The sequence below is a fragment of the Chitinophaga sp. SVR4-12A genome (assembly GCF_056754765.1).
The window spans coordinates 1,609,308-1,625,106 of the sequence record NZ_JBPGWP010000001.1 but is presented as its reverse complement, the minus strand read 5'-3'; the positions used below and the strand labels follow the sequence as shown (position 1 = coordinate 1,625,106).

22 protein-coding genes are annotated in these 15,799 nt (G+C 49.6%); 13 read left to right on the top strand and 9 right to left on the bottom strand.

What is annotated here, in order from left to right; all coding sequences use genetic code 11:
- Positions 1 to 3: 3 nt before the first annotated feature.
- The 5 genes from ACR9Y8_RS06620 (at position 4) to ACR9Y8_RS06600 (ending at position 3,758) form a co-directional block, all read left to right on the top strand.
- The gene (locus tag ACR9Y8_RS06620) at positions 4 to 411 is read left to right on the top strand and encodes a hypothetical protein (protein WP_481212454.1); all 408 of its coding nucleotides are present in this window, start codon (positions 4 to 6) and stop codon (positions 409 to 411) included.
- Between the two features lie 2 nt (positions 412 to 413).
- Positions 414 to 1,049: a hypothetical protein gene (locus tag ACR9Y8_RS06615; protein ID WP_481212453.1), complete on the top strand. Its 636-nt coding sequence runs from the start codon at positions 414 to 416 to the stop codon at positions 1,047 to 1,049.
- Positions 1,037 to 1,789: a sensor histidine kinase gene (locus tag ACR9Y8_RS06610; RefSeq protein WP_481212452.1), complete on the top strand. Its 753-nt coding sequence runs from the start codon at positions 1,037 to 1,039 to the stop codon at positions 1,787 to 1,789. Before ACR9Y8_RS06615 ends, ACR9Y8_RS06610 begins: the two co-directional genes overlap by 13 nt.
- Before the next feature lie 19 nt (positions 1,790 to 1,808).
- Positions 1,809 to 2,462 (top strand): response regulator, encoded by a 654-nt coding sequence (locus tag ACR9Y8_RS06605; RefSeq protein WP_481212451.1) that lies wholly within the window; start codon positions 1,809 to 1,811, stop codon positions 2,460 to 2,462.
- 111 nt (positions 2,463 to 2,573) lie between these two features.
- Positions 2,574 to 3,758, top strand: a complete 1,185-nt coding sequence (locus ACR9Y8_RS06600; RefSeq protein WP_481212450.1) for a hypothetical protein — start codon at positions 2,574 to 2,576, stop codon at positions 3,756 to 3,758.
- A gap of 92 nt (positions 3,759 to 3,850) precedes the next feature.
- Here the strand turns inward: ACR9Y8_RS06600 and ACR9Y8_RS06595 are convergent, their stop codons facing one another.
- The 5 genes from ACR9Y8_RS06595 to ACR9Y8_RS06575 form a co-directional block, all read right to left on the bottom strand.
- Positions 3,851 to 5,737 carry an FG-GAP-like repeat-containing protein gene (locus ACR9Y8_RS06595; protein WP_481212449.1) on the bottom strand — a complete coding sequence of 629 codons (1,887 nt, stop codon included), beginning with the start codon at positions 5,735 to 5,737 and terminating at the stop codon, positions 3,851 to 3,853.
- A gap of 143 nt (positions 5,738 to 5,880) precedes the next feature.
- On the bottom strand, positions 5,881 to 6,402 hold the full coding sequence (locus ACR9Y8_RS06590) for a DinB family protein (RefSeq protein ID WP_481212448.1): 522 nt from the start codon (positions 6,400 to 6,402) through the stop codon (positions 5,881 to 5,883).
- 35 nt (positions 6,403 to 6,437) lie between these two features.
- A complete protein-coding gene (locus ACR9Y8_RS06585) occupies positions 6,438 to 6,692 on the bottom strand; it encodes a hypothetical protein (protein WP_481212447.1) in 255 nt (84 codons plus the stop codon).
- Between the two features lie 42 nt (positions 6,693 to 6,734).
- Positions 6,735 to 8,447 carry an outer membrane beta-barrel family protein gene (locus ACR9Y8_RS06580; protein ID WP_481212446.1) on the bottom strand — a complete coding sequence of 571 codons (1,713 nt, stop codon included), beginning with the start codon at positions 8,445 to 8,447 and terminating at the stop codon, positions 6,735 to 6,737.
- A 109-nt stretch (positions 8,448 to 8,556) separates the two neighbouring features.
- Positions 8,557 to 9,345 carry a carboxypeptidase-like regulatory domain-containing protein gene (locus ACR9Y8_RS06575; protein WP_481212445.1) on the bottom strand — a complete coding sequence of 263 codons (789 nt, stop codon included), beginning with the start codon at positions 9,343 to 9,345 and terminating at the stop codon, positions 8,557 to 8,559.
- Positions 9,346 to 9,485: 140 nt separating this feature from the next.
- Here ACR9Y8_RS06575 and ACR9Y8_RS06570 point away from each other — a divergent pair, with 140 nt between their 5' ends.
- Complete coding sequence (locus tag ACR9Y8_RS06570) at positions 9,486 to 9,806, top strand: cupin domain-containing protein (RefSeq protein ID WP_481212444.1); 321 nt, start codon at positions 9,486 to 9,488, stop codon at positions 9,804 to 9,806.
- Between the two features lies 1 nt (position 9,807).
- On the opposite strand, the gene ACR9Y8_RS06565 is transcribed toward ACR9Y8_RS06570, so the two are convergent.
- From ACR9Y8_RS06565 to ACR9Y8_RS06555, 3 genes are read right to left on the bottom strand one after another with little or no spacing between them, the layout of a single operon-like run.
- Complete coding sequence (locus ACR9Y8_RS06565) at positions 9,808 to 10,521, bottom strand: LytR/AlgR family response regulator transcription factor (RefSeq protein ID WP_481212443.1); 714 nt, start codon at positions 10,519 to 10,521, stop codon at positions 9,808 to 9,810.
- Positions 10,521 to 10,802 (bottom strand): hypothetical protein, encoded by a 282-nt coding sequence (locus tag ACR9Y8_RS06560; protein WP_481212442.1) that lies wholly within the window; start codon positions 10,800 to 10,802, stop codon positions 10,521 to 10,523. The genes ACR9Y8_RS06565 and ACR9Y8_RS06560 overlap by 1 nt, the downstream gene beginning before the upstream one ends.
- 4 nt (positions 10,803 to 10,806) lie before the next feature.
- The gene (locus ACR9Y8_RS06555; RefSeq protein ID WP_481212441.1) at positions 10,807 to 11,529 is read right to left on the bottom strand and encodes a sensor histidine kinase; all 723 of its coding nucleotides are present in this window, start codon (positions 11,527 to 11,529) and stop codon (positions 10,807 to 10,809) included.
- Positions 11,530 to 12,044: 515 nt separating this feature from the next.
- On the opposite strand from ACR9Y8_RS06555, the gene ACR9Y8_RS06550 reads away from it, so the two are divergent.
- From ACR9Y8_RS06550 to ACR9Y8_RS06540, 3 genes are all read left to right on the top strand, one after another.
- On the top strand, positions 12,045 to 12,371 hold the full coding sequence (locus ACR9Y8_RS06550) for a hypothetical protein (RefSeq protein ID WP_481212440.1): 327 nt from the start codon (positions 12,045 to 12,047) through the stop codon (positions 12,369 to 12,371).
- A gap of 107 nt (positions 12,372 to 12,478) precedes the next feature.
- Positions 12,479 to 12,775 (top strand): hypothetical protein, encoded by a 297-nt coding sequence (locus tag ACR9Y8_RS06545; RefSeq protein WP_481212439.1) that lies wholly within the window; start codon positions 12,479 to 12,481, stop codon positions 12,773 to 12,775.
- A gap of 58 nt (positions 12,776 to 12,833) precedes the next feature.
- Positions 12,834 to 13,211: a hypothetical protein gene (locus tag ACR9Y8_RS06540; RefSeq protein ID WP_481212438.1), complete on the top strand. Its 378-nt coding sequence runs from the start codon at positions 12,834 to 12,836 to the stop codon at positions 13,209 to 13,211.
- Here the strand turns inward: ACR9Y8_RS06540 and xth are convergent, their stop codons facing one another.
- The gene (xth, locus tag ACR9Y8_RS06535; RefSeq protein ID WP_481212437.1) at positions 13,212 to 13,988 is read right to left on the bottom strand and encodes an exodeoxyribonuclease III; all 777 of its coding nucleotides are present in this window, start codon (positions 13,986 to 13,988) and stop codon (positions 13,212 to 13,214) included.
- Between the two features lie 137 nt (positions 13,989 to 14,125).
- Here xth and ACR9Y8_RS06530 point away from each other — a divergent pair, with 137 nt between their 5' ends.
- The 4 genes from ACR9Y8_RS06530 to ACR9Y8_RS06515 all read left to right on the top strand — a co-directional run bounded on the left by ACR9Y8_RS06530 (position 14,126) and on the right by ACR9Y8_RS06515 (position 15,746).
- On the top strand, positions 14,126 to 14,287 hold the full coding sequence (locus ACR9Y8_RS06530; protein ID WP_481212436.1) for a phosphatidate cytidylyltransferase: 162 nt from the start codon (positions 14,126 to 14,128) through the stop codon (positions 14,285 to 14,287).
- A gap of 105 nt (positions 14,288 to 14,392) precedes the next feature.
- Positions 14,393 to 14,752, top strand: a complete 360-nt coding sequence (locus ACR9Y8_RS06525) for a SnoaL-like domain-containing protein (protein ID WP_481212435.1) — start codon at positions 14,393 to 14,395, stop codon at positions 14,750 to 14,752.
- A gap of 152 nt (positions 14,753 to 14,904) precedes the next feature.
- On the top strand, positions 14,905 to 15,129 hold the full coding sequence (locus ACR9Y8_RS06520) for a hypothetical protein (protein ID WP_481212434.1): 225 nt from the start codon (positions 14,905 to 14,907) through the stop codon (positions 15,127 to 15,129).
- A gap of 23 nt (positions 15,130 to 15,152) precedes the next feature.
- Positions 15,153 to 15,746, top strand: a complete 594-nt coding sequence (locus ACR9Y8_RS06515) for a hypothetical protein (protein WP_481212433.1) — start codon at positions 15,153 to 15,155, stop codon at positions 15,744 to 15,746.
- Positions 15,747 to 15,799 lie beyond the last annotated feature (53 nt).

Sequence of the window (15,799 nt, the reverse complement as noted above, 5' to 3'; positions counted from 1 at the left end):
CCAATGAAGAACAATCCTAAGCCGCACCTGCCGAATAACACCACTATTTCTCCTGAGTCGGCCATCGCCCGTACCAAAACATGGCGTCAATTCATCACAAAACATAGTGGCCTTGGACCTGAGAGGATCCCGCGCGGTTGCCGTATCTCTATGGACGATATTATCCGGCTCAGCCGTGATCCGCGCTTCACAGGAGAGAACATCGGCGGTGTACGTGCGTATTTCACCTGTGCGGAAAACGACACGCCGGACAATGTGACGGAGATCACGTTGATCTTTGTCCCCATCGATAAAGACGGCAATGATATGATGGTGATAGACCTGCCCCAGGAAGGCGTGGTGGTATCTGCCGTGGAAGATTTTACCAAACCTTGTCCCAGCGCTTGTGATGTGAATAGCCCGCTCTATTGATCATGTCTTCTTTTACATCATTATATCTTGGCGTGATCGTACCGGCTTCCACGCTGATACCGATCACTATGGGGATCATTAAATATCGCCGCCTGCCACGCAGGCAACGCGCTTTATTGTTGTACCTGTGCATAGCCTTTACTATCAACGCGATCGCTACGATCTATTCGCACCATAATAACCTGCCGCTGCTGCACATCTATACCATGCTGGAGTTCATCCTCCTGGTAAGGTATTATGTACTGGTGTTCTCCGGCAGGAAGATAATGCCTTACCTGGTGGCCGCCGCTATCATCTTTCCCGTCTTTTGTGTGGTTAACTTCCTGTTCATCCAGAGCATCTACACCTATAACTCCTATACAAGACCGGTGGAAGCCATTTTCCTGGTGCTTTGCAGCCTGCTGTATTTTGCGGCGCCTGCAACAGGAGAGGAGCCATGGGCGGATGTACCGGATAACTGGGTGAATGCAGGCATCCTGCTGTATTTCTCAGGGGCCCTGGCGCAGTTCTCTTTCAGTAATGTACTGGAAGCTACTGCACCTCATTCGGTCATTATGCTGATCCTGGTGCTGCATGCTACCCTGGTGCTCATCATGTACATCCTCTTCACCATAAGCTTTCACAAATGCAGCAGCTGACGGATAATATCTATGTGGTAGTGATCTTTGCGATGGTCGGCACTTTCCTGATCGTCAGCATAATGCTTTACCTGCATGCGTATAACCGTAACCGTTTATTGCAGCAAAAACAGCTCCTGCAGCAAACGGAGATCGCGCATCAGAAAAAGCTGCTGCTCGCCATCTTTGCATCGCAGGAGGAGGAGCGGAGAAGGATCGGCAGCGATCTGCATGACAGCGTAGGCGCAGCTTTATCCTCCCTGCGGCTTAGCATCAGCAGTATACCTGCGGAGAAAGCGGAGCGCTGTAAGATGATGATCGACCAGATCATCGAAGATGTACGTCACATCGCACATAATATCTCTCCCGCCGTGCTGAACCTCTACGGGCTCTCAGCAGCAGTAGAAGAGCTCACAGACAGGATCAACCAGGCAGGCCGGATCAGGGTAGATACAGATAACCAGGTGGCGGGTAAACTGGATCAATTGCCGCACGCTGTCATGTTATCGCTCTACCGGGTACTGGAAGAGCTGCTGAATAATACCATCCGCCATGCTGATGCCAGCGCCGTGCAGATCACTTTTTTCCAGGAAGAGGATCGGCTCATCATGACGTACGCTGATAATGGTAAGGGCTTACCTGCTGACATACGGCAAGGCATGGGCCTCGCCAGTATCACTAACCGCCTGGAAGTGGCGGGCGCCAGCTGGCAATTCGCAGGGGCAGAACGGCCTGGTTTCTTTATCCGTATTGCATTATAAAAGGGACAAAATAAGCAACATGATCAGGATTGTCATTGCAGATGATCACACTTTATTCCGCCAAAGCCTGGCCTTGCTCTTGCAGCAGGATGCAGGAATAGAACTGGTAGCGGAGGCGCCCGATGGTCCTGCATTACTGCATGCCCTGGCGGGGATGACTGCCCTACCCGATATCGCCCTTATTGATATAGACATGCCCGGTATGAACGGCGTAGAACTGAACGAACGGCTGCAGGCAAACTATCCGCAGATCAAGGTAGTGGTGCTGTCTATCTACACGCAGGAAAGGATCATCTCCCGGATGATCAATGCCGGTGCATCCGCCTATCTCTTCAAGAACTGCGAGAAAGAGGAATTCATCCAGGCAATAGAGGCCACTTACAAAAGCGGCTTCTATGTAAACAAACAGGTGTTCGAAGCATTGCAGCGTGTAAAGAAGCCGCCCACTGAGCTGAAGAATATCAATGCTATCGCCATAGAACTGACCAACCGCGAGACGGAAATACTGCGCCTCATCTGCCAGGAGTATAATAACAACGAGATCGCGGAAAAGCTTTCCCTGAGCGTGCGAACGGTAGAAGGGCACCGCAATAACCTCTTGCTGAAGACGGGCTGCCGCAATACCGCCGGACTGGTACTGTTCGCCATCCGTTACGGCCTTTTTGTGGCCTGAGCAGGTAGAAATACCTGGTTTTTAAAAGGGTACTTCTGCGCTGAAGGCGGCGCTGAGAATGCAGCAACTTGCAGGCATCAACATTATTTCATCACTTAAAATCCTGGAAAGATGAAAAATCCTGCAAAACTCAGAAGTACTTCCTTGCTGGCCACTACTCAACCAACGAGCCAGCAGCTGGCAGATTATGCCAATGCATTGATCGCTGTTAACAGCTACGCCTACGCCATTACCAACCAGCAATTACCTGTGCTGAACTCACCGCCGCCTGATTATGCTGAATTTGCCAGCTCTTTTGCTCCTGCAAAGCAGCATGCACTGGACTGGTCAACGGATATTTTTGTATCCATGACCCAGCTGCCGGTAACAATCATGAACCAGGCGGCTAATCTCTTCGGCACAGAGGACACCCTGATCACAACTTACCTGAAACAGCTGATCACTGATCCCAATAATGCCAGTGCGCTACAGGGGGTGCAAGACGCGCTGGCCACCACACAAACCCTGATCAAAAATCAGCTGACCACCGTTGCGACCATCAACTCACAGCTGGATCAGTTCCTTAGCAACATACAGGCGGATGCCGCCACCCTCAATAATATAGCCGGCGCGGCTCTCCTGGATGCCGGCAGTGATAAAGACGCTATCGAACAGCTGAAGGCCGATATTGTCAGCATGAATCAACAGATAGCCACTTACCAAACCGTATTGACTGCGTCAGAGATCGGGATCCCCTTATCCATTTTTGTGGGATTAATCGGTGGCGTAGTTTGTGCCATCCCCGGTGCGCAGGGTATCGGTGCGGGCCTTATCATTGCGGGGGTGGCTGGCACAGGCGCTTCTATTGCCGGTACGGTGATCGCTTCCAAGAACATCAAGGCATTGCAAGGCGCCATCACCGCCGAGAAGGACCAGATTTCCAGCCTTAACCAGGATGTGATCCAGCTGCAGGCGGTAAGCACACAGTTTGCTGCATTGGTTGCAGCCAGTGTGGAGGCGCAGAATGCCCTTACCACTATCGAGAATATGTGGACCGAAATGAACAACCTGATCACCTCCGTAAGCACAGAGCTGGGCGATGTAGGAAATGATATGACAAGCGATGATTACCTGCAGGCATTAACAGATTTCGGGCAGGCTGTAGACGCCTGGACAGACGTGATTAATTTCGCCGAGGGCCTGGCCACCATCAATTACTCCTGGCAGGATACCAACGGTACCTGGCATCAGTATGGTACAGAGAACCCGGGTATCAATAATGGTAATGTGAACCAGATACAGGCGGCGTGGGTGTAATGAGTTGACAGTTGTCAGTTGTCAGTTGTCAGTAATTGAAGCGAATATAGCCTCCGCTGTAATCCCTGACAACTGACAACTGTCAACTGACTTTATCTCGCAAAGTAATTTCTCAGCTCTCCGCTGTTCTCTCCATAGTTCCATCTTACCTGGTCGGCCTTTCCATCACCACTGATATCCGTAAAGTAGAAGAGCGTGTTCTCACTCTGCGAGGTGCCTCTCAGCGAGTATACGGGCCCGGTAAAAGTATTGTCGGTACCTGCATAATATACTTTCGGTTCTCCCAGGTAATTGCCCGGGTTCCAGTAGATCTTATCCGCCCTGTTATCACCATTCACATCTGCGAAATAGAAGCTGGTAGCGGCGGATCCGCTGGTAGCGCCGGAGTTGCTGAAGCTGGAAGATGCCGTGAAGGTGCCATCGCCATCAGACAGGTATACCATTGTTTTACCAGCGTTCAGCGAAGGATGCCACAGGATCTTATCCGCTTTTCCGTCTGCATTCACATCTGCATAATAAAAAGTAGTACCCGCAGTGGTGCTGGCGCCTTCTGTACCCGAAACAACTGAACCGCTGAAGCTACCGCCAGAGGTGGCGAGGTACACCCTGGTATGCCCTCCGTCAAAAGTGGCGTTCCAGTAGATCTTATCTGCTTTGCCATCGCCGTTCACATCTGCGAAATTATACACAGTGGTAGCGCCTGCGCTGGTGCCTTCGGGATTATCTGTTGCAGTAGCGCTGAAACTACCATTGCTGGTGGCCAGGTACACGCGTGTGTGCCCTGCATTGGTGGTAGGGTCCCACAGGATCTCATCTGCTTTGCCGTCGCCATTTACATCCGCATAGTGATAGCGGGTAGTGGCAAGGGCGGAGGCGCCGGCAGCATGTACCACGGCAGAAGCAGCAAAGGTGCCGTTGCCGTTAGAGAGGAATACCTGCGGGCGGCCACCGTCATAAGTGCGGTTCCAGTAGATCTTATCTTTTTTGCCGTCGCCGTTCACATCAGCAAAATAGAAATTGGTCAGCGAGCTGGCGCTTTTACCATTGGCATCCGTGTGGGCGCTCCCAAATACGGAGGGGATATAGGATGCCATTACCGGGAAGTGATCTGAAGGCCACAGCGTTTGTCCGTTTACGGTAAAGCTGGTGGTCACTACTTTGGAGCTGGTGAAGGCCAGGTTGCGTGTGCTCATGATGTAGTCGATCTTACTCGTGCCGGTGGCTTCCCAGCGATGAAAGGTAGGATCGCCCTGGTTGTCAAAAAGCGCATCGACCATATTGAGGTTACCGGCGTCTTTTATTTTGACGATCTCCGGCGTGCCGGGTAAGGCGTTGAAATCACCGAAGCAGATCACCGGCAGGTCCTGGGTGTTGTTCGTGAAAATCGCATTCAGCACGGTATCGGCGTCCATGCTTCTTTCTGTGGAACTGACCGTGGTCCAGTGGCTGTTCACGATAAAATAGCTGTTGGCAGGCGTCAGCTTATCCTGCAGGATCACCCATTTACCGCTGCGGTAGTCGGGTGTATGCATGGTGAACCAACCGGCATTGGTACGGGTAAAGCGGGCGTTCTTGTAGAAGATGGACTTGGGGGAACCGTTGGCTGCGCCGGTGTTATACACGCCGTAACCTGCGGCCGCCAGTTGCATATTGAACCAGGCTTCAATGTCATTGTCTGCCATTTCCTGTACACCCAGGACGTCCACATCGTTATCGAGGATCACCTGCAGGATATAGCTTTTTCTTTCCTCCAGGGTGAAAGGATCCGCAGTGTCTGTTTTCCGGATGTTGAAAGACATGACCTTGATCTCGTTAGCGTCATTAGGAACCAGTCCAGCTGTAAAAGCTTCTACGGCAGGCTCAGGAAGCTTGGGGCGATCATTTTTTCTGCACGCGGTAATGCCGACGGTAAGGGCCAGGCACAGGGCGGTAAATGGCATAGCATGTGCGCCATGCAGTTTTGCATGTGGTTTTCTCATTGGTAGTAATTGGGTTTAAGGGTGGGATTTAAAAAATGCTACAGTTATATATAAAAATAAGGTTTTTTAACCTTCGTTAAGCGAAGGATTTAATTTAATTAAAGATTATTTAATCGTTATAAAGGGCTGAAAGGGGATAGGAATTATAGAAAGAGCTGATCATCAATCCTTTTCTTCTGCCTGAAGTGATGGCGCATATGCATTTCAGCGAACTGCAGCCATTCGGCGGCGTTAAAGAACCAAAATCCGGGGTGTTGGGTCTTGCCGGTGGCGGTAGAGAAATCGTGGGTGTTGTACAGTGCATTTACCTTGTCCCTGATGGTGGCCAGGTCTTGTAACAGCGCTGTCTTATCCGCGGGTTGGCGGATGCTTACATTGGTGGAGGGGCCTTCTACCTTTATATCGGGGAAACCATTGTTCGCAAATATGAATTTAGCATGCTTGTGCATTTCTTTATCGCTGTTGTCATGGGTAGACAAGGCAAGGGCGATTTGCTCAACAAAGTAGCTTGTATCATCTATGATATGTACGTAAACCTGTCCTAAGGACCAGGAGCCCGGTTGAGGCTGACGTTGCAGCATGTCTATCGTATAATCATCCAGGTAGGCGATCCACTGGTTAATGGTATCGTTGAATTGACGGAGGACAGTGTGGGTGGTTTCCATTGAGGCGGGTTTATTGATTAGCCAATGTTCATGTTTCAGCAATGATCCGGCAGGGGCACATTATTCACTGACACCAGCGTATCCAGCCGCAATACCAGCCCATTGTCCAGTCGCATATATTCTACCTTGTTGAGGGTATACACATCCTCAATCCTGGCAGACACCTCGGCATGCTCACCGTTATCATCAAAGAAGACGATCTTGCAAATGGTGTGCATCGTGGCCCAGGCTTCCAGGCGGTCATAATAATTGCAGTCAATGGGCTGGTATGGCCTTTCCGGATTGCTCATAATGGTACCAAATAGTACCCTAAAGATAATTTTTCTTTTTGCTTATTGCATACCCTGCATGGCGCCTTGTGCGCCTTCTGCCTCACCTTTCGTGTTCTTACGCTTGAAGAGCGACATATCCATCTGTCCAAAACGGTAAGCAAAGTTCAGCCTGAACATAGGTACATCCCCTAAGCGGTGGCTGTACTGGGTATAAAAGCTGCTTTCTGAAAACTGGTCAAAGCGGCGGGTACGGAAGATATCATTCACACTGAAGGTGATGGAAGCCGCATTGTTCTTCAGGAAGCTTTTCTGCAGGGCGATATCTATTCCATAATTGGACTTGATATAACCCTGCGCAGCGCTTTGGGCGCCGCCGCCGAAAGGACCGCCGCCTCCCGGACCGTTATTACCCTGGTTCACCGGCAGGTTGGTCTTGGACTGGTAGGTACCAGACAGCTGTACCTTGAAACTGGCCGGCAGCTTAAAGGTGCTGTTCATTTTGGCAAACCAGCTCCACATGGGATCCTGGGAAGCGCCTGCAATGTTATCGGTATTGATCCTGGAATTGTACACGTTCACATTCGTGTTCATATCCCACCATTTGGTCAGCGTGTTCTGGGAAGTTATCTCTGCGCCTATTGAACGGCTGGAATTGGCATTCACATAGGTACTGATCGGATGCCTGCTACCGGATGCCGTAGTTACCGTGTCCAGGTAACGGGTGATGAGATCTGTGGCGTATTTGTAATACACGGACGCCATCAGCGTATTGTTACCGCTGAAGGTCCTGGACCAGGAAGCTTCCACAGAATTAGTGAATTCCGGTTTAAGGCCCGCATTGCCGCGCGTCCAGTTCAGCTGATCGGTGCTGTCAATGAAGGGGATCAACTGCAGGAAGAAAGGCCGGTTAATACGGCGGGTATAGCTCAATTGCACTTCCTGCTTGTTCTTCAGCTTCTGGCTTAAGAATATGGAAGGAAAGAGGCTGATGGGATAATTGTTGACAAACTGCTGTTTGGTATCTACCAGCTCACCGGTATAATCTGAACGCTCTGCCCGCAGTCCTACTTTATACCCGAAATCCTTGATGGCGCTGGTGAAAGAGAGATACGCGGCATACACATTATCCTTGTTCTTATAATTGCTGGTAGCAGAAGGCACCAGCTGATAATCACCGCTGGCAGTGTTGTAGTAATAATTCTCCTGGTTATTGCTCATCTTGCGCAGCTGTGCCCGCAGTCCGGCTTCCAGTTTGGAGGAGCCTTTGAGCGGCTTCACATAATCTGTCTGTATGGTCATGAAGCGGGTAGAGCCGCTGCCCAGGATCTGTTGTTGGATGTTGCCGGTCTTGGCGCCTTCGGCAGCCGTAAACACATCCGTATTATAGTAGGCGCTGTTGTTGGCCTTGCCGGAGAAGTAATTGAAATCAGCGGTCAGCTCTTCTCCCTGTTTTGGGAAGAGATATTTAAATCCACCCTGCAGGCCGTTGGCATTGAATTCCCGTTTGTTCCTGGTATTCCTTTCGCTGTAGCTGATATAGTTGCTGTTCTCGTAAGAGCTGTCTGCCCGCAGCACATCTTTCGGGTCAAAGCTGCCATGTACTTTGATGGCCCCAATGGACAGGGTGGTGCGGTTGGTCACAAAATAGTCCAGTCCAACGCGGCCGAACAGGAACCCGCCGTTCATGCGGGTATTGCTTCGCTGGCTAACCAGCAGTGCCGGGTCGGTAAGCTGGCTCCTGATATCTGTGGAGCCGCTATTGCGGTTCTTCATCTGGTTACCGAAACCGCTCAGGGAAAGATTGATCTTATCTTGCCGTACGTTAAAGCTGACGCCTCCGTTTACACCACCGCGTTTGTCTACCCCCGCGTTGATGTTGCCGTTATAGCCGCTCTTTTTTATTCTTTTTGAGGACGATGTTCAGAATGCCTGCATTCCCGCCGGATGCATCGTATTTGGCGGAAGGGTTGGTGATCACTTCCACGCTCTCGATGGCGTCGGCAGGGATCTGGTCCAGGGTAAGGGTAGTGGGCCGGCCGTCGATATAGATCTGCGGGGCGGCGTTACGCAGGGTAACGTTGCCGTCTATATCCACGTTTACGGAAGGCACGTTCTTCATTACATCTACTGCCGTACCGCCGGCGCTTACGATGTTCTGGGTCACGTTAAAGACCTTCTTGTCGATCTCCATGCGCAGGGCAGGGGCGCTGGAGGTAACCTTTACCCCTGCCAGCTGTCTTACGTCCGGCTTCATCTGGATCTTACCCAGGTCTTTGTCAAAGTTGGGCGGCCCGGATGGCTGACCGCCAGTCGGTTTGGAAAAGAAGGATACCGTCTGCTGGTAAGGCGCATACCCGATAGCGGAGATGTTGATCTTCAGTGAGCCCGTCACCGGCAGGTCTTCCAGGCTGAAATCACCGTTGGCCTGCGTGGTAGTGCCTTTAAGCAGCTTGTCCTTCATTTTGCCGCTCACACTGTCTTTCTGGGATTGTAATATCACCACTGTGGCATCGCGGAGGCCTTTACCGGTGCTGTCGATTGCTTTACCAAAAATATGGCCGACACTGGGAGGTGCCGGCCTTTTTGTACCGCCGGGTGCGCCCGCTGGAGGCTGGGCCGCCACGGAAAGCGTTATTAAAAAGGTGGTCAGGAGGAATAGTATTCTTTGCATGTACTCGTTTTTGATTTGAACCATCAGTGGCAAAATTAGGTGCAAAGATATAGTGCGCCTGCACAAATGAGATGAGTGCGTAAAATACTGCGACGAAAAACCGGTCTAATACTTAAATTAGCCTGGCACAAAAACCTTTTATGATACAGTTAAACGAGATTGTTCCCAGAGAGATACTACCGGGTTTCCGGGCAAGATTTGTTCATACTGCTTCCATGACACTGAGCTACTGGGATGTTGAGAAAGGGGCGGTACTGCCTAATCACAAACACGTGCATGAGCAGGTAACGCAGGTAGAAGAAGGTGAGTTTGAGCTCACTGTTGGCGGCGAAACCAAGGTATACACTAAAGGCATGGTGGCGGTGATCCCTTCATGGGTAGAGCACAGCGGAGTAGCGCTTACAGACTGTAAGATCTTTGATGTTTTCAGTCCGGTGAGAGAAGATTACAAGGCCTTGTAAATCATCCCGTCCGTCCGATCAGCTGGAAGAACTTTTCCCGGTAGTTCTCACTGATGGGCAGCTCCATTGATTCAATGAAGACGCTGTTCTTCCGTACGGAAGTGATCGCGTGGATGGAAACCAGATAAGATTTATGGATGCGGATAAACTCTGCAGGCGAGAGCTCTTCTTCAATGGCTTTCATGCTCATACGGGTCACCACCGGTTTGGGCGAACTGTCGAGATGGATGCGGATATAATCTTTCAGGCCTTCTATCCAGCGGATATCTGATTTCTGGATCTTCAGCAGGCTATAGTCTGCATTCACAAAGAGGTAGCCGGCAGCGGGCGTCTCTCCGCCGTTTTTACTTCTGCTGCGCAGCTGATGCAGCTCAAGGGCTTTATTACAGGCTTTAATGAAGCGGTCCAGCTCTACGGGCTTTAGCAGGTAATCCACTACATTCAGGTTAAAACCTTCCAGTGCGTATTTCTCATAAGCAGTGATGAGAATGAACATGCAGGGCACAGGACTGCTCTGGATAAGTTGGAGGCCGCTCAGGCCAGGCATTTGTATATCCAGGAACACCAGGTCTACCGGTTGTTGCTGCAGTACCTGGATAGCCTCCAGCGGGTCGCTGCAGCTGGCTACCAGCTGCAGGTAAGGCACTTTGCGGATATTGTCTTCCAGCAGTTCGAGCGCCAGCTCTTCATCATCTATAGCGATACAACGTAACATTAATGCAGTTTCAGTTGAAGTGAGACCGTGAAGGTTCCATTTGTTTTATCCATCACCAGGGTGTGGTTGCCTCCGTAGGATAAATTTAAACGTCTTTTTACATTATTGAGCCCTATACCGGCTGTCTTATCTTTGACTTCATTTCCTCTTTCACTGTAGCGATTGCTCACGGAGAATTCCAGCTCTCCCCGCTGCACATTCAGCTGTATGTCTATCTGTGCATCGGGCACCAGTCCGGTGCCGTGCTTAAAAGCATTTTCTACGAAGGGTATCAGCAGCATGGGCTCAATGGTATAGCCGGGCGCTATCTCCGGGAAACTGGTGTTTACCTGTACCTTTTTTACCAAAACGCTGCCGCTGCAGCTCTATATAGCTTTGCAGATATTCCACCTCTTTTTCCAGCAGCACTTTGTCGGCATGCGTTTCATAGAGCATATATCGCAGCAGGGAGGAAAGCTTGATCAGCGAAGGCTCCAGCGTATCTGATTTCTTTCGCGCCAGGGCCACCATATTGTTCAGTACATTGAACATAAAATGCGGGCTGACCTGCGATCTTAAAAAGGCCAGTTCCGTTTTCAGGTTTTCCGTTTCCTTTTCACGGGCGCGCTGGTTTTCCTCCATCCTGTCGCGGATCATACGGTAGGCCGCAGAGGCAATAATGATAAAGAAGAAAACGGGCAGGTTGAACGCGAAGAAGTTCCAGACTTTATAATGCTCTTTGTATTCAGGCACCAGGAGCAGGAAGAAGAAGCGGTCGCATACGAGCATGACGGCCAGCGCAGCTATCAGCGACAGCACATATTGGCCATATTTCTTTTTGTAAACCAGATGCGGTATCAGCAGCTGTGCGTTGGCATAGAAAAGCAGCACGCGAAGCATGTTATCGAGAAAATGCAGGATATAGAAACCTGTTTTATCCGGAGGCACGTGTTTAGAGCCTTCATCACCGAAGTCCGGCCGCAGCAAGTAAGGAAATACGAAGAAAAGGGCCCAAAAGAGAACATGCAAGCTCCATGCAACCCATTTTCTGGTATACCATTCACCATTCATGGCCGCAATATATCAAGTAATTGCCCATGGAATGGGAATTTTGCGACGAAATTGAAGAATTCGTCTGTTAAGCCGGTCGAAAAATGGCGTCCGGTTAACATTTTGTACACTAGTTTTGAACAAAGAACCACCTTCCGGCAAAGGGAGAATTATAATTTTACGAAAATTTCACGTTTACCTTATGCCTTTTTCCTTTAAAAGTCTTCATCGTTTATCAGGGATCACGATAGCATGCTTCCTGGTGCTGCATATTACCAATCACCTGTTTGCGCTTGGCGGCCCAGGTCTGCATATTGCCGTTATGGAGTGTTTCAGGCATATTTACCGGTTTCTTCCGGTTGAAATATTATTGCTGCTATGTGTGCTGTTCCAGGTCATGAGCGGCATATGGCTGGTTTTTAGCAAGGGTTTCCGGCGGCAACCGTTTTATGTGATCATACAGGTGTTGAGTGGATTATACCTTTCTTTTTTTCATGATCTATCATGTACGGGCAGTGCTGCTGGGGCGGTACCAGTGGCGAGTTCAGACCGATTTTTATTTTGCCGCGGGCGTAGCCAACCGTTACCCGGAGAAGCTATTCTTTATTCCCTATTATACACTGTCGCTGGTATGCGTGTTTGCACATATTGCCTGTGTGCATTATATAAAGCGAATGGAGCAGTTGAACACTGTTACCGTTGCCCCGGAAGTCTTTCGCAAAAAGTATAAAAGAGAAACAATGGGAATATGTATTGCCGGCGCGGTGATCACTTTCCTGGTTATGATCGCCTTTACAGGAATGCTGTACCCCATTTTATAGCTTAATTATTTGCACTTCCGGCGGATATTTTTTATATTAGGATAAAGCCCCAGTCCACGTTGCTACGCTTGTTTGAAGGATATTGTTAATAGTATAATTGTTCCTATATGAATGGACATATCCTGAAGCATGTAATACTCCTGTTTGTAGTGTTGTTCCCTGTTCCCAGCTGCTGCGAAGGACAGGCGCTTTGGGGAAAGACGCCCTCAGAAAGAAACCTGATGAAGCATCTCCGCGAAATTGCTTCCTATGCCCGCCATCTCAGTGATGACCGTGAAGAGGCTTTAAGCCCCGCGGCCCGGGAACAACTGGATACTATCAACAGCCAGGTGAATGATATACTGACTCTGATGCCGAACCGTTTCCAGGCTGCCTGGCAATCATACGCCTCCGGATGGTTCTGAAGATTACCGCAAAACACTAGACAACTACCAACAGATCCTGCTATGGTTTGATACCGCTATGCAGGCGAAGAATGCCCCCAATGATCTTCAGCTGTTCGGCAAAATAGCAGACACGCTTGGTAAAACGCTGGCTTTTATCAGGGAGGATGTGCGGCTGCAGTATATGGCTTGTGGTTTGGGTAAGGAGCTGGTGCCGGTAGATGTAAAAGTGAAGGATGCTGCGGGGATGGAGCAGCCGGGCTACCAGGTGTTTCTCAAACCGTTTATTTCTGCTGATCCTTCGTTGATCACTACTCTTAACTCCGCTGCTAAAATCATTCCGGCCGGCTGGAAGCTGTGCTGGATAGCGAAGGATAATCATCCCCTGCAACAGCAGGAGTGGCGTGTGAAAGGTAATGATACTTCCACACACCACCTGGTATTCCTCTTGAAGTAGTTATTTGTCTGCAAGCTCGATCCATACCGGCGCATGGTCGCTGGACTTTTCCCATCCGCGTACGTCCTTGTCTACACCGGCTGCTTTGAGCCTGCTGCTTACATTGGGGCTGAGCAGGAAGTGATCAATGCGCAGGCCTGCATTGCGGCCGTAGGCATTGCGGAAGTAATCCCAGAAGGTGTAGATCTTCTCTTCGGGATAGAGTTTGCGAATGGCGTCTGTCCACCCCTGATCCACCAGCTTTTTAAAGGCTGCACGTGTCTCGGGGCGGAACAGGGCATCATCTACCCAGCTTTCCGGTTTGTATACATCCAGTTCGGTAGGCATTACGTTATAATCGCCGGTCAGCACTACCGGCTGTTTGGATGCCAGGAGTTGTGCGGCATGGGCCTGAAGCCGTTCAAACCAGCCAAGCTTATAATCGAATTTAGGGCCGGGAGCAGGGTTGCCGTTGGGCAGGTACAGGCAACCGATCTGGATGCCGTTCACCAATGCTTCTATATAACGGCTGTGCAGGTCTTCCGGGTCGCCGGGCAGGGCGCGGCAGATCTCCTGCGGCTTGCCTACACGCGACAGGATAGCGACGCCGTTCCAGCTTTTTTGTCCGTGCCAGATGGCATCATAGCCGGCATCTCTGATGGCCTGTTCCGGGAACTTTTCCTGTGGAGCTTTCAGTTCCTGCAAACAAGCAACATCCGGCGTTGTTTCGTTCAGCCAGCGCAGCAGTACAGGCAGGTGCCCGTTCACGCCGTTTATGTTATAAGTAGCTATTCTCATGAGCAATCAGGTGAGGTTTACCCCCGAAGATAAGGATTTGTATGTAGAATAATTTACTCAACAGTAGTGGTTTAGCGAGGGGAAGCGTAGCGGCACAGAATATGTAACTGATCTGATATCAACAAAAAGGAATGTTTATGAAGCAGCTTACTTATGGCATATTGGCTTTTCTTACCATGGCGCTTGCCGGTTGTGAAATAATAGGCGGAATCTTTAAGGCCGGGGTATGGTCGGGTATCCTGTTGGTGGTGGTCGTGGTGGGCCTGATCATCTGGCTGATATCAAGAGCACGCAGGTAAAGTGCATTGGCACAAAAACACCCTTAAATTGGCGCGCCGCCATCCTTTCGAAGCTTTGATTATGATTTAGCTTGCAGGCAATTAATGACCGTAAATCATAATCAAATGACAACGCAAGCAATAGCAGATAAGATCATAGCCAATTGCCTCAGCGGTGATTTCTTCGCTAACTATAACGAGCTATATGCGGAAGATGTAGTGGCTTACGAGCCGCGCGACAGTCAGCTGGGCGAAAGAGAAACGCAAGGCCTTACAGCTATTATCGCCCGTGCGCAGCAGTTCCACCAGTTGATAGAAAAGGTGTTGAGCAAGAAGGTATCTGAGCCGCTCGTAGCGGGTAACTATTTCAGCTTCAGGCTCACCCAGGAGTTTGAGTTGAAGAACATTGGTTATTTCAAGCTGGATGAACTCTGTATGTTCAGGGTAAAAGATGGCAAGATTGTCTACGAAGAGTACTTCTATTGACATATCTCCGCTGAAAAAATTACAGTTTGCAGCCCCTGTCAGGTACTAATTGGCAGGGGCTGCTGCAATTATTGCAGTTATTGTGCCCTGGCACAAGGCTTGCGGAGTTGAAACCGGAGATAATTATTAGCTTAAACAAAGAATCAATTAGTATGGACAATCTGATACCACAATACGAACCGAAGGGAGAGGTTTTTAAGAACCTCATGTTCTGCGCACTTAGTTTAACAGCCGGTATACTTTACTTCTTCTTTAAAATAACCGGCCATGGTAGCCTGGAATGGTATGATGGGTTGGTGTTAACGGCTTTAGGAGCCGGCGCCGGGTTTTTTTATAAGCAGGCGCAGGTGAGGGAGCAGGACGCTCATGAAGAATAGTTATATTTGAGCAAACTATACCTTTGAAGCGTCAGACACTGCTCATTTCAGCTACTATCTTTTTCCTGATAGTAAATACAGGTTATTTCTGGTTCGGGACGATACCGACCCCTTGGAATTTGCTGGTGTTGCTATTGCTTGTCATCGTGTATGGGGCGTTAATTGTGGCGCTTGTGTTACAGGTAGCTTATGCATCGGAGGAAAAGTTTAGGAACAAACAACGATTTGTCACCATTGCCGTAGCGGCAGTGGTGATATTCTTTGTAGGATACAGGCCTACCGGCATAATCGATTTTGAGCGTTTTGACAGTAAAGACCTGTTGGTTGCCCAAAGAGAAGGAGTTGCCAATTGCCTGACGACTGTCCAACTTAAAAAGAATAAAAGATTTCGTAAAAGGGATGGTTGTTTTGGCGTCACGGAGACGGAAGGGCAATATGCCATCGGGAACGATACTATTACGTTTTCTGATACAGAAAAGAATTTCTACCAATTTGCAGTGATAAAGCCATCCGATAGCCTGAGTGAAAGTAAGATTGGCGATCTGATTTTATATCGCGAGCTGAACGATACAACACCACTCAGATTGTGGATCATTAAAAATGAGCTGGTGAAATAGATAGTTAAGTGCCTGCTCGCTCATGCAACAAATGCCTATGAGGATCTTTTTAA

Coding starts and splice junctions, on each gene's coding strand:
- ACR9Y8_RS06550 (WP_481212440.1), top strand. CDS start 12,045: ATGATCTATCATGTACGGGCAGTGCTGCTGGGGCGGTACCAGTGGCGA.
- ACR9Y8_RS06560 (WP_481212442.1), bottom strand. CDS start 10,802: ATGCTGCTGATACCCTTCGTAGAAAATGCTTTTAAGCACGGCACCGGA.
- ACR9Y8_RS06525 (WP_481212435.1), top strand. CDS start 14,393: ATGACAACGCAAGCAATAGCAGATAAGATCATAGCCAATTGCCTCAGC.
- ACR9Y8_RS06520 (WP_481212434.1), top strand. CDS start 14,905: ATGGACAATCTGATACCACAATACGAACCGAAGGGAGAGGTTTTTAAG.
- ACR9Y8_RS06570 (WP_481212444.1), top strand. CDS start 9,486: ATGATACAGTTAAACGAGATTGTTCCCAGAGAGATACTACCGGGTTTC.
- ACR9Y8_RS06530 (WP_481212436.1), top strand. CDS start 14,126: ATGAAGCAGCTTACTTATGGCATATTGGCTTTTCTTACCATGGCGCTT.
- ACR9Y8_RS06610 (WP_481212452.1), top strand. CDS start 1,037: ATGCAGCAGCTGACGGATAATATCTATGTGGTAGTGATCTTTGCGATG.
- ACR9Y8_RS06615 (WP_481212453.1), top strand. CDS start 414: ATGTCTTCTTTTACATCATTATATCTTGGCGTGATCGTACCGGCTTCC.
- xth (WP_481212437.1), bottom strand. CDS start 13,988: ATGAGAATAGCTACTTATAACATAAACGGCGTGAACGGGCACCTGCCT.
- ACR9Y8_RS06540 (WP_481212438.1), top strand. CDS start 12,834: ATGCAGGCGAAGAATGCCCCCAATGATCTTCAGCTGTTCGGCAAAATA.
- ACR9Y8_RS06585 (WP_481212447.1), bottom strand. CDS start 6,692: ATGAGCAATCCGGAAAGGCCATACCAGCCCATTGACTGCAATTATTAT.
- ACR9Y8_RS06600 (WP_481212450.1), top strand. CDS start 2,574: ATGAAAAATCCTGCAAAACTCAGAAGTACTTCCTTGCTGGCCACTACT.
- ACR9Y8_RS06605 (WP_481212451.1), top strand. CDS start 1,809: ATGATCAGGATTGTCATTGCAGATGATCACACTTTATTCCGCCAAAGC.
- ACR9Y8_RS06575 (WP_481212445.1), bottom strand. CDS start 9,345: ATGCAAAGAATACTATTCCTCCTGACCACCTTTTTAATAACGCTTTCC.
- ACR9Y8_RS06580 (WP_481212446.1), bottom strand. CDS start 8,447: ATGAAGAACCGCAATAGCGGCTCCACAGATATCAGGAGCCAGCTTACC.
- ACR9Y8_RS06565 (WP_481212443.1), bottom strand. CDS start 10,521: ATGTTACGTTGTATCGCTATAGATGATGAAGAGCTGGCGCTCGAACTG.
- ACR9Y8_RS06595 (WP_481212449.1), bottom strand. CDS start 5,737: ATGAGAAAACCACATGCAAAACTGCATGGCGCACATGCTATGCCATTT.
- ACR9Y8_RS06545 (WP_481212439.1), top strand. CDS start 12,479: ATGAATGGACATATCCTGAAGCATGTAATACTCCTGTTTGTAGTGTTG.
- ACR9Y8_RS06620 (WP_481212454.1), top strand. CDS start 4: ATGAAGAACAATCCTAAGCCGCACCTGCCGAATAACACCACTATTTCT.
- ACR9Y8_RS06590 (WP_481212448.1), bottom strand. CDS start 6,402: ATGGAAACCACCCACACTGTCCTCCGTCAATTCAACGATACCATTAAC.